Annotated in this window: 12 protein-coding genes; 10 read left to right on the top strand and 2 right to left on the bottom strand. The window is 32.7% G+C overall.

Features of this window, described 5'->3' with window-relative positions:
• The first annotated feature begins 119 nt into the window (after positions 1-119).
• The 8 genes from Q0X14_RS01095 (at position 120) to Q0X14_RS01060 (ending at position 9,124) form a co-directional block, all read left to right on the top strand.
• Positions 120-1,874 carry a hypothetical protein gene (locus tag Q0X14_RS01095; protein ID WP_297841288.1) on the top strand — a complete coding sequence of 585 codons (1,755 nt, stop codon included), beginning with the start codon at positions 120-122 and terminating at the stop codon, positions 1,872-1,874.
• Between the two features lie 154 nt (positions 1,875-2,028).
• Positions 2,029-3,387 (top strand): isochorismate synthase, encoded by a 1,359-nt coding sequence (locus Q0X14_RS01090; protein ID WP_297841285.1) that lies wholly within the window; start codon positions 2,029-2,031, stop codon positions 3,385-3,387.
• Entirely contained in the window at positions 3,377-5,101 is a 1,725-nt protein-coding gene (gene menD / locus Q0X14_RS01085) for a 2-succinyl-5-enolpyruvyl-6-hydroxy-3-cyclohexene-1-carboxylic-acid synthase (protein WP_297841282.1), read from the top strand. The genes Q0X14_RS01090 and menD overlap by 11 nt, the downstream gene beginning before the upstream one ends.
• A gap of 9 nt (positions 5,102-5,110) precedes the next feature.
• The gene (gene menH, locus Q0X14_RS01080) at positions 5,111-5,956 is read left to right on the top strand and encodes a 2-succinyl-6-hydroxy-2,4-cyclohexadiene-1-carboxylate synthase (RefSeq protein WP_297841279.1); all 846 of its coding nucleotides are present in this window, start codon (positions 5,111-5,113) and stop codon (positions 5,954-5,956) included.
• Between the two features lie 12 nt (positions 5,957-5,968).
• Positions 5,969-6,811, top strand: a complete 843-nt coding sequence (menB, locus tag Q0X14_RS01075; RefSeq protein ID WP_297841276.1) for a 1,4-dihydroxy-2-naphthoyl-CoA synthase — start codon at positions 5,969-5,971, stop codon at positions 6,809-6,811.
• A 19-nt stretch (positions 6,812-6,830) separates the two neighbouring features.
• Positions 6,831-7,391 (top strand): 1,4-dihydroxy-2-naphthoate octaprenyltransferase, encoded by a 561-nt coding sequence (gene menA / locus Q0X14_RS01070; RefSeq protein ID WP_297841273.1) that lies wholly within the window; start codon positions 6,831-6,833, stop codon positions 7,389-7,391.
• Positions 7,381-7,716, top strand: a complete 336-nt coding sequence (locus tag Q0X14_RS01065; RefSeq protein WP_297841269.1) for a UbiA family prenyltransferase — start codon at positions 7,381-7,383, stop codon at positions 7,714-7,716. Before menA ends, Q0X14_RS01065 begins: the two co-directional genes overlap by 11 nt.
• Before the next feature lie 7 nt (positions 7,717-7,723).
• Positions 7,724-9,124 carry an AMP-binding protein gene (locus tag Q0X14_RS01060; protein ID WP_297841267.1) on the top strand — a complete coding sequence of 467 codons (1,401 nt, stop codon included), beginning with the start codon at positions 7,724-7,726 and terminating at the stop codon, positions 9,122-9,124.
• Here Q0X14_RS01060 and Q0X14_RS01055 read toward each other — a convergent pair whose 3' ends face one another.
• Positions 9,125-9,526 carry a thioesterase family protein gene (locus tag Q0X14_RS01055; protein WP_297841264.1) on the bottom strand — a complete coding sequence of 134 codons (402 nt, stop codon included), beginning with the start codon at positions 9,524-9,526 and terminating at the stop codon, positions 9,125-9,127.
• A gap of 121 nt (positions 9,527-9,647) precedes the next feature.
• Between Q0X14_RS01055 and Q0X14_RS01050 the strand changes: the two genes are divergently transcribed.
• Positions 9,648-10,055 (top strand): YbaN family protein, encoded by a 408-nt coding sequence (locus tag Q0X14_RS01050; protein WP_297841261.1) that lies wholly within the window; start codon positions 9,648-9,650, stop codon positions 10,053-10,055.
• Positions 10,056-10,189: 134 nt separating this feature from the next.
• On the top strand, positions 10,190-11,389 hold the full coding sequence (locus Q0X14_RS01045) for a T9SS type A sorting domain-containing protein (RefSeq protein WP_297841258.1): 1,200 nt from the start codon (positions 10,190-10,192) through the stop codon (positions 11,387-11,389).
• A 25-nt stretch (positions 11,390-11,414) separates the two neighbouring features.
• Here Q0X14_RS01045 and Q0X14_RS01040 read toward each other — a convergent pair whose 3' ends face one another.
• The gene (locus Q0X14_RS01040) at positions 11,415-12,176 is read right to left on the bottom strand and encodes a carbon-nitrogen family hydrolase (RefSeq protein WP_297841255.1); all 762 of its coding nucleotides are present in this window, start codon (positions 12,174-12,176) and stop codon (positions 11,415-11,417) included.
• Positions 12,177-12,180: the final 4 nt, after the last annotated feature.

Raw genomic sequence — 12,180 nt, 5'->3', positions numbered from 1 at the left:
AATTGATATTATTCACATTGTTTATCTGCCTTACTCTTTTTATTAATTTTGAGTTAGTAAATCAAAATAATTTTTTAATCTCTTGTGTGGTTCTTTAATAAGATTTCTGGAGGATTCAGATGAAAGTGAACCTCTTAAATTTATTTGTTTCATTTTCTCTAATTGTACTCTGCAATCAACTCATAATCGCACAAATTAATGATACTCAATTGCAGGTTCGACAAAAGGTATTTTATAAAAATCCTCAACTAATAAAAATCTCATCAGAAAAATTTCAGCTAAACAAGCTAAAACCAATTCAGTTCAAATCTTTTACTTACCATGATTTTAAGTTAAATAAATCGGCATTAATTAAATTAAAAAACGGCAGGTCTGTTTCTGCAGAGAAATTTCTGGATGAAGTAAATGAGATTGAGAAGAAACTCAATGAGTTTGGTTATTCACTTCGTAATCAGGATGAGGAAATAATTTTAGGACGATTTAAATATTCATACGATCATCTGCAAAGACAATCATCTTTGCTAAATGAATCAGCAAATTATTCTGCTAAAGAAAATCTAAGAGTAACTCCTTGTGGTTTGCTTACTGAAAAAGAAGTTCAATCGGCACTAAAATCAGGGACGCCCAAAGAGTCCTGGCCAATCAAAAAAAATAAAAACTGGTCTGTTCAATTTGGTGATGACAATTTTGGTATCGGATTAGAATCCAGACTAAAATATTCTGCAGAAGAAAAGAATTCTTCAGTTATGGTAAATGCAGATACAGAAGTTGATATTCAAATAAAAATTTTCAATGAAAACATTCCTGTTCTTAAACTAATTGACAGAGTTTTTAATTCTCCGGCTCAGAATAATTTGATGCTATTTCTTTTAAACAATGAAACAATTAAGGATAATCTTAATTCGACTGCAAAGAAAAATTATTTCAGAGAATTAAATTGGGAATCAGGTATTGAACTTTCGTTAGGTCCGTTTGATGTTGAAGGAAATATCAGAACAAAAGGCAAAGCCGGAATACAAAAATATTTTAATCCTTCAAACCGAAAACTTGAGGAACAATTATCTCCATTCATTGATTTAGATTTTTCCGGTGAATTAAATGCAGGTTTTGAAATAGCTGAAGCTGGTATTGATGGATTTGTTAAAATCATAGATGATACACTGAAGCTTTCGAGAAATATTCAACTGAAAAACTTCTCCTCAGAAAATTATTTTGATTATGAGACAGATGCCACCAACAATTTATCAGCACTGAAGGGGAAGATATATGCTTACATTAAAATTGATTATTTGATCGGTTCAAAAAAATTCATTTTTATTTTTTATGATAATCAAGAAGGTTTATCATTAACTCAAAAAATTCTAAAAGATCACTACACACAACCATCCAAACGGGATCGTGAATTATGGCTTGAGATAAGCAGAATTAATGGAATAACAAATTACACAGCAAGAAATGAAAAACTTGAAATAATTCCTAAAAGTTTTATTGTTGAAGTTGAGGCGGCTGGTCAAAGTTTTTGTGATACAATTGTTGATTGGAATAATGATGGGATAATCGGATCACCAATCAAATTCAAAATTCCGATACTCAGTTCATTAAGCATCTCAATTAAAATCGCTGTTATTGAGAAGTATAAAATCGGTGAATTTAAGTTCGATGCAAATCTTGATTTGGTTAAAGGAGAGTCAAGGGATATACAAATTTGTTACAATCCTGTTACAAGGAAAATTTCCGGAGACCTGCAGGGTGAAGAAGAACAGGAACTAATTTCGACGGGTGATAAGAATTATTTCGGAGAAAGAAATCATTCAGTTAAGTTCAAATTAGTTCCGGAACTTAAATTCAATTTGGCTCCGACAAAAGCAAAATAAATTTTTTGTATTGCAGAATATCATTTCGCATCTTGATAAAATATCATTAAAACACGCTGAAGAAGTATCAACTTTAACCCCACAATCCTCAATTGTGAACTTTTAGCACAAAAACTTAATTTTACAATAAGAGATAATTAAAGTTTGACAAGGTTTGAACATTTCAGAGCAAAATATCTTAACAGATTTAACGAAAGACGATTTAATTTTTCATCAGATTGTTTTTCCTCTCGAAGGGATGAAAGTTTCTGATTTAATTGACGCAGTAGATAAAAATTCCGATTCATTTGTCTATTATTCAAAACCTTTTTCACATACCGAATATATCGCTGCAGGCAAATTATTTCAGGTAGAAAATTCAGTTGAAAATCTTTCAGAACTTGATCAACTAATTTTGAACTTCCGTGAGAATGTAACTGCAGGAGATTTGGTCGAAGGTCTTCCGATTTTTTTTGGTTATGTAAAATTCCCATCCACAGTAAAAGAAAAAATATGGACAAACTTCAAAGAAGTTTTTTGGTTTATTCCGCAGTTTATAATATTTAACAGAGAGAATAAACTATACTGCGCACAGAATTTTCTTTCATCTTCGCTTCAGGATGATTTGAATTCAAAGCATACTGGCGAAGCTCAAAAATTTATTAAAGATATTGCCCACCTGACTTTGAGCAAAAAGTCTTCCGCAACAATAGAAAAAATTTCTGATATTGATTTTGAAATCTGGAAGAAAAAGGTTGTTGAAGCTGTAAATGAGATCAAAGAAAACAAACTTCAGAAGATTGTTCTTGCGCGAAAAGTTGATTATAAAATATCCGGAAATTTTTTATGGAATGATGTCTTCGATAAGCTCAACTCTGAATATCCGGATTGTCTGAACTTTTTAATTAAATCTCATCAGGATTATTTCTTTGGTTCAAGTCCGGAATTACTTGGTAAATTTGAAAAAGATTTTTTCAGAACCGAAGCTCTTGCCGGCTCTATAAACAGAGGTTCAGATGAATATGAAGATTCGGATCTTGCACTTTTACTTTCTGCAAGCAAGAAGAATAAAAAAGAACACGATATTGTTATTGATCATCTTCGTGATAATCTTCAGAGGCATTTGATTGAAATTGAAATTGACGAAACTCCTTTAATCAAAAGATTAAAAAATATCCAACATCTTCAAACAAAAATTTCCGGACGGTTGAAAGAATCACCAAAATATTTTCAACTAATAAATTCAATTTTCCCTACACCGGCAATTTGCGGCATACCAACCAGGCAATCCTTAAACGAACTTAAAACTCTCGAAGGTTTTGACAGAGGACTTTATTCCGGTATTGTTGGCTCATTCAACTTATCAGGTGATGCGGAATTTTTTGTTGCAATAAGATCTGCTTTGGTTTCAGAAAATAAACTTATGGCGTTTGCAGGATGCGGAATAGTTGAAGAATCAAATCCCATTGAAGAATATACCGAAACAGAATTAAAGCTTCAGCCGATAATTTCTCTTTTCAGTAATGAAGATTAAAGTCAACAGAAATATTTTGTGGGCAACTCTGTTCACAGATTTTCTTGTCAAAACCGGAGTTAAACATGCGTGCATTTCGCCTGGCTCAAGAAGCACACCATTAACATTTGCAATCGCATCTGAAAAGAAAATAAAATCTTTCCCTGTTGTTGATGAACGAACATCAGGATTTTTAGCACTCGGAATTGCGAAAGCAACTAACTCACCTGTTGTAATTGTGACTACATCCGGAACAGCTACTGCAGAATTATATCCGGCAATAATTGAAGCATATCAAAGTCGTGTGCCATTGATAATTTGCACCGCTGACAGGCCAGCGTATTTAAGAAACACTGGATCAAATCAGACAATCAATCAGAACAACATTTATAAAAATCACATAAGATTATTTGCTGAACTTCCTCTTCCCTTTCCTGATAAAATAAATTTGAAGATACTTTTAACTTCTGCTTATGAAGCAATTATAACTTCCATACTTTTGAATAAAGGTCCTGTTCATTTAAACTTTCAGTTTGAAAAACCATTTGAACCGGATTCAATTACTGATACAGTTGATGAATCATTACTTGAATTTGCTGATAGTTTTTCAGAAAGTTTATTATCCGGAAAAACTTTAACGATTGTTAATCGAAAATCTGAAATTAAAGTTCGTTCGATTGATCTGATAACTATAGGCGCGGGCTTATTTAATAAAAGATTTATTCAACTGCTTAGTAAATTGTCGGCAAAATTAAATATACCAATCTTTGCAGATGCAAATTCAGGATTAAGATTTTCTAGAAAAGAAATTCCGAATCTAATTTCAAACTATGAAGCATTGGTGCGAAGAAAAGATTTAAAAAAATTTTTCCTACCCGGAACAGTTATACATTTCGGAAGAAATCTGACTTCACAAAATCTTGAAGATTTTATTGTTCAAACCAAAGCAAAGAGAATAGTAGTTAATGAGCACGGAGACAGATTTGACTCCACAAAAAAAGCAAAGATAATCAAATCTCAACCTGAATCTTTCATAGAAGAATTAATCAATAAAAAACTTGAAAAATCTTCTTCAGATATTCTTAATTATTTACGAGATTTTAATAACAAAGTTGAATCAGTTAAAGACAAGATTTTCGAAAATTCTTTGAACGAAGTAAATGTTATCCTGCAATTGTTAGAATTAATTCCGGAAGATTCAAATTTATTTATCGGAAACAGTTTGCCTGTCCGGGACCTTGATTTTTATGCTCCGATTCATAATAAAAAGATAAATGTATTTCAAAATCGTGGGACAAGTGGTATTGATGGAATAATTTCAACTGCAATTGGTGTTGCTCTGGCATCAGGAAAACTAACATATCTTGTAATTGGTGATTTATCGTTCTATTATGACTTGAATGCACTGCTTCTGGCAAAGCAATTTGCCATTCCTATAAAAATCATTCTGATAAATAACAACGGTGGAAGAATTTTTAACTATCTGCCTATCTCAAAACAAAAAGAAATTTTTCAGAAATATTTTGTAACGCCAATCAGTATAGATTTCAAGAAAATATCGGAAAGCTTTGGCCTATCCTACGAGTTAATTAAATCACTTAATGAGTATAAAAAATTGATTGTCAATTCTAACAAATCAAATTCATGCTTAATTTTGGAAGTAAGAACTGATTCTCTCTTTACCAAATCGCTTAAAGAAAAATTCTGGAATGCTACAAAGAAAATTTTAAAGTGAGTTACTTATATGGAATTATTTTTCAAAGACATTAAACTGAATGTAGAAATACCAAAAGAATTTGATGCATCAAAAGACACTGTAATTTTTATTCACGGTTTTACAGGCAGCGCCGATGAATGGTTTCCTGTTATTGAGCAATTGCCTGATACTTTCAACTATGCTGCAATTGATTTGATTGGTCACGGTAAGAGTGATAAACCAGTTAATCCTGATTACTACACAACTGAAGCTATTATTGAGCAGATAAAATTTATAAAAGATAAACTAACCTTAAGCAATCCGGCAATTTTGATTGGCTACTCGATGGGTGGTCGTGCTGCATTGTCATTTGCCACAGCTTATCCAAAAGAAATTAAAGGTTTGATTCTTGAAAGTTCTTCTGCTGGAATAAAGAATGATGCTGAAAGAAAGAAAAGATATGAAGATGATTTGAAGTTAGTTCAGTTCATTCACGATCATACTATGGAGGAATTTATTGAACTCTGGTATGATCAGGAAATGTTTAACACACAGCGAAGGTTTTCAAACGATAAAATTAAAAAGCTTCACCGGAAAAAATATGATAACAGCAAAATCGGAATGATGAATATTCTCAAGGGATTTTCAACGGGAATAATGCCACCACTTCACGACAAACTGAAAACCATTCCGGTTAAAGTTGTTTTAATCAGCGGAGAGCTTGATAGCAAATACACTTTTATAAATTCAAAAATTGTGCGTGGTTTTCACAAAGCAAAACATAAAGTTGTAAAGAACTCGGGACACAATACTCACTTAGAAGAACCAAAAAGATTTATTGAAATTGTTACAAATTATCTTAATCAATTATTACCAGCACAAGTACAGAAATAGAAAAGGAGAACAATGAAATACAACTGGAAAAAAGTTAAAGAATACCAGGACATTATCTACGAAAAACTTGAAGGCGAAGGTATTGCAAGAGTAACAATAAACAGACCTGAAGTTAGAAATGCATTCAGACCAGAAACAGTTAAAGAAATGATTGATGCATTTAACGATGCAAGAGAAGATCAGAGTATTGGCGTAATTTTACTTACAGGTGCTGGTCCGGCAAAGGACGGCAAATATGCTTTTTGCTCAGGTGGTGATCAGAGAATTCGTGGTGATAAAGGTTATATCGGAAGTGACGATAAAGTACCAAGATTAAATGTTCTTGATTTACAAAAAATTATCAGAAGCATTCCAAAAGTTGTAATAGCTGTTGTTGCAGGATATGCGATCGGTGGTGGACATGTTTTACATGTTGTTTGTGATTTAACAATCGCTGCGGATAATGCAATCTTTGGACAGACTGGTCCAAAAGTCGGAAGCTTTGACGGAGGATTCGGTTCAAGTTATCTTGCAAGAATTGTCGGGCAAAAGAAAGCACGTGAAATCTGGTATTTGTGTCGTCAGTATAATGCACAACAGGCATTAGAGATGGGTTTAGTAAACACAGTAGTTCCGATTGACAAACTTGAAGATGAATCTGTTCAGTGGGCAAGAGAAATAATGCAACACAGTCCGATGGCAATAAGAGTTCTTAAATCTGCATTTAATGCCGAGCTTGATGGACAAGCCGGAATTCAGGAGCTTGCAGGTAATGCAACGCTGCTTTATTATATGAGCGAAGAGGCTCAGGAAGGAAAGAATGCTTATTTGCAAAAGCGCAAACCTGACTTCAAGAAATTTCCAAAACTTCCTTAAACTTAGTTAATTAACTAAGATGAAAGCTGAAAGTAAACTTCAATACTGGATTTTAGCAAGCAGACCGAAAACACTTCCAGCAGCGGTTGTTCCTGTAATGGTCGGCTCTGCTCTTTCAATCAATCAAGGGAAATTTTATCCGCTCTATTCTATTGTTGCTCTTGTTTGTTCCCTACTCATTCAGATTGGAACTAATTTCACTAATGATTTATACGATCATCTGAAAGGTGCTGATACTGAAAAACGAAAAGGTCCTTTAAGAGTTTTATCAGCAGGACTAATTTCAATTAAAGAAATGAGAAATGCCATCATTCTGGTTTTCGGATTGACTTTCATTCTTGGTCTTTATCTGGTTTATGTTACTGACTGGAAAATTCTTGCAATAGGAATTTTTTCAATCATCGCGGGACTTGCATACACTGCTGGTCCATATCCGCTTGCATATCACGGACTTGGTGATTTATTTGTTTTTCTTTTCTTCGGAATCATCGGAACGATGGGAACTTACTATCTTCATCATCTTGAGTTCACGACTAGTTTCTTTTCTGGTTTCACTTCCTGTCGGTGCATTGATAACTAACATTTTAATCGTAAATAATTACCGTGATATTGAAGAAGATAAAGAAGCTGGTAAAAACACTCTTGCAGTAATACTTGGAAGAGAATTTTCCAGATATGAATACATTTTCTTTTTATTGTTATCTTTTTTTGTACCGTTCATCCTGTATTTTGAATTTAATTTTGACGAAACAATTTTCTTACCTTATCTGACTCTTCCTTTAGCAATACTTTTAGTTAAAATGATTTTTAATTATCAAGGTCAGCAACTGAATAAAACTCTGGAAGTAAGTGCAAAATATTCTGCGCTTTATGGTTTATTATTTTCCGCAGGAATGATTATTTAACTTTTTGATGAAAGATTTTTTCTACAAATATGCAAACCGTGATGACTTAATCGCTATAAGAACTTCCACGAATAATATTACTTACAAAGAATTATTTAATTCGACAGAAGTACTTTCAGCAAAACTTTCTGCCATAGATGATTTAACAAACCGGTTTGTTCCGATTCTATCTTCAAATAATTCAGAATTTATTAGAATAACTTTAGCGCTTTGGAATAAAGGTTTCGTACCTGTTCCAATCAATACAAGATGGACTGAAATAGAAATTGAAAGTGTACTGACCAGACATAAATTCGATTTGGTTTTTTATGAGAATATTTTTTTTGATAAGATAAAAAACATCAAAGTAAAAAAATTCTCTTTTGACGAACTATCATCATTACCTGGCAAAGAAATAAAATCAACAAGTAATGATGAAGCTTTAGTTATTTTTACATCAGGCAGTACAGGTGAACCAAAAGGTGTTGTACATTCTTTTAACTCGCTTGCAAACAGTACTATCAACGGAGCAGAAATTCTTAATCAAAATATTTCTGACAGATGGCTGGCTTCACTTCCCTTTTATCATATTGGTGGCTTTCAAATTATTTGCCGAGCATTAGCTTCCGGTTGTGAAATTATAATTCCAGATAATCTTGAAACTGAATCATTAAAAAAAGCAATCCAACAATTTAATCCGACACATATTTCATTAGTTTCAACTCAATTACAGAGATTGATTGAATGTGATACAAAATTAGATAAATCCTTAAAGTTAACTTTGGTTGGTGGTGGTTTTTCGGAAGATGAACTGATAATCAATTCAGATAAAATCGGATGGAGACCAATCAGAGTTTATGGATCTTCGGAAACTGCTTCATTTATCACAGCAGCATCAGCAGAGGAGATAAGAAAAAATCCAGGAACAGTTGGCAAACCAGTTAATAATACTAAAATAAAATTATCTGACGAAGATGAAATTTTAATTTCTACTAGCAGTTTATTCAGTCATTATCTGAACAATCCGGAAGAAACAAAATCAAAATTGAAAAACGGATTTTATCACTCGGGTGATTTAGGAAAAATCAGCGGTGAATATTTATTCTTAGAAGCAAGAAGAAACGATTTAATAGTTAGCGGCGGAGAAAATGTTAATCCTTACGAAGTAGAAAAAGCTTTGATGGAAATTCAAGGTATTAAAGAAGCTTGTGTTTTTCCGATTGAAGATAACGAATGGGGTCAATTGGTTGCTTGTGCAATAGTGGCGGATAAAGAAATTAGCGATGAAGATATAAAGAAAGAATTGAAGAGTAAACTTGCGGCATTCAAGATTCCTAAAAAATTTTATTTTGTAAACCAACTTCCCAAAATATCTTTGGGAAAAATTGAAAGAGAAAGAATTCGTGTAATGTTCAGAACTGAAAAATAATTATTCAGCCAGTTGCCTTTGTAGTCCAATCATAATGTTATCAGGTATGTTCATTTTATTCCAATCTTCCCTGCTAACAAAAACATGCACGGTTTTAACCACTGCACATTTTTCACCATTCAACAATAATGAATAAGTGAGTTCGAATGAAGAGTTTTTAAGGTTTGAAACTGATAATTGTATTTCTATTTCATCACCATATTTTATCGGTCTGTAATAATCACACTCCGTATGAATAATTGGAACTACATATACTGAATTATCCCAGTAATCTTCATCAAGTTCAAAAGAATCAATCAATTGTTCGTAGGCAGAATGGCAGAAATCAAACAAGCGGGAAAAAAAGATTATTCCGGCCGGATCACAATCAAAAAAATTTATTCTTCGTTTAACCGCAAACATAAAGTTTTATCTTTTGTTTATTGAATGGATAATTTTTTTCAATGTGAATATAAATATTATCTATTTGTTTTATAAATTGAGATAGATAAAGTTTGCTTGTAAATTAAAAACATATTTTGATATGAATAAAAATTCCGAAATAAAGAATATTCAGTTGCCAAAATTCTACAGATACTTTTATCTGATAAGTGGATTTCTTTTAGTAGCCATTGGTGTTATTGGAATTTTTCTACCGGTTTTACCAACAACAATTTTTCTGATCTTGGCTTCTGCGTGTTTTGTTAAAAGTTCACCTAAAGCAAATGAATGGCTAAGAAATCATAAAGTGCTTGGAATGTATGTGAAAAATTATCAGGATAAAACCGGATTAACTATAAAAGCAAAAATTTTTAATATAGCTTTTTTGTGGATAATGATTTTACTATCAGCTTTTTATCTCACTGATGAATTCTATATAAAAGTTGTTTTACTGCTGATTGCTATTGGTGTAACAATTCATTTACTGATGATTAAAACAAAAAAAGATTAGCCAATTCATTTTAGCACATTTTAATTTACATCCCATCAAAAACTTCATTTTGAAATTCACACGTAAGATTTAATTAATTTTGTATCAGAATTTCTGAATTTTATTATAGCTCACTTCGATTAGGAGAAAATCTGATGAAAAAATTTGCACTTCTCTTTATTATGTTCTCTCTTCCGATCAATTCCCTGAACGCACAATGGATTTCTGCAGATGATTCAAATATTGGTGGCGATATAATGGCTCTGCTCGAGTATAACGGAGTTCTTTACGCAGGTGGGACTGCTTTTCTCTTTCGCAGCAGTGATCAGGGAAATTCATGGACAGGATATTTTGGTCCGCTTGCTTTTGCCTGGACATTAGCTAAATCAGGTGCAAATGTCTATTGCGGAATTAGTTATCCAACACAAGGAATTTATAAAACAACAAATAACGGATTAGACTGGAATCTAACCTCTTTTGCATTTCAGCCAATGTCACTTGCTGCAGGAGATACATTTATTGTGGCTACCGGAATTGGCAATCCTCATGTTTTCATATCAACAGATGAAGGTCAATCCTGGTCTCCGATATCCAATACTGTCGGTTATTTGTTCGTTTCAGGAAACAGAATTTATTTAGCTTCATCAGGACTAAATGTTACTTCTGATTTTGGTGCTAACTGGATAACAATTCATAACGATCCGGGGATTTCAGTGGTTGCAGATGATTCGATAATCTTCTTCGGAACTCAGAATGGAAAGATTTATCGTTCAACGAATTATGGACAATCCTGGGAAACAGCATTCAACAAACCGGGAGCTTATGTTTATTCTTTATATAAGTATGGTCAATATGTATTTGCAGGAACAGATTCAGGATTTTATATCTCAACAAATAACGGAGAATCATTTTTTAGTAAAAATGATAATCTTGGTAATTGCAGAGTAACTTCCATTCTGGTTTACAACAACTTTGTTTTTGTTGCAAATGGCAATTATGGCGCTATTCCTGTATCGGTTTGGAAAAGACCATTAACTGAAATAGTTTCAGTTAAAGAACAAAATGAAAATCAACTTAATTCTTTTTTACTTTCACAGAATTATCCTAATCCATTTAATCCAAGTACAAAAATCAGTTGGCATTCGCCAGAGGGCAGTTGGCAAACTTTGAAAGTATTCGATGTTTTGGGGAATGAAATTGCAACACTTATTAATGAATACAAACCAGCTGGCACTTATGAAGTCACCTGGGATGCAGAGTTGCTACCTAGCGGAGTTTATTTCTACAGAATGGAAGCTAGTTCTCCAATTGGACAGACATTCTCTGAAACGAAGAAGATGATTTTGATGAAGTAAACAGAAGCAAGTAGAATATTTATAATTAAATCATTTTCATATCATCGAGGAAAGGAAATTTTTCTCTTACCTCGTTGATATAATTTTTATTAAGCTCAACTATCAGAAGTTTTTCTTCTTCAACTACTTCAGAAAGAAGATTTCCCATCGGATCATAAAAACTTGTGCATCCGTTATAATGCAGCTTTGGATCATCTCCAACGCGATTTACTCCGGCAACATAACATTGATTTTCGATTGCACGTGCTTTTAATAATGTTCTCCAATGTTCAATTCTTGTATCAGGCCAATTAGCAATATCAACAATCAGATGAACACGCTTCTTAGCATATTTTCTATACAATTCAGGAAATCTTAAATCGTAACAAATTGAAAGTCCGATAAGATTTTTTTTAATCTTTGTAGTTACTGGTTTTGAACCAGCGTTATAAAACTGATTTTCTTTTGAATATGAAAATGGATGAACTTTCCGATAAAGTTTTATCAACTTCCCTTTTGAGTTAATATGCAATAGAGTATTAAACGGTTTTTGTTTTCCTCTTTCAATAATTCCGACAAACACATCAAACAATTTTTCCTGAGCAAGTGCAGAGAAAAATCTGAATGTATCACCACCAATCCCTTCTGCAAATTGTTCAGCATTCATTGTAAATCCTGTAAGACTCATCTCAGGCAAAATCAACAAATCAATTTTTTCTTCTGTCCTCTCGACAAAAGATAAAATTTTTTGCTTGTTAGATTCTTTATCTTCCCAAACGGGATTGTATTGTAATAATCCTATTTTCATATTG

It is taken from the genome of Ignavibacterium sp., assembly GCF_025998815.1.
Classification (GTDB): domain Bacteria; phylum Bacteroidota; class Ignavibacteria; order Ignavibacteriales; family Ignavibacteriaceae; genus Ignavibacterium.
This window is presented reverse-complemented; position numbering and strand designations above follow the sequence as displayed.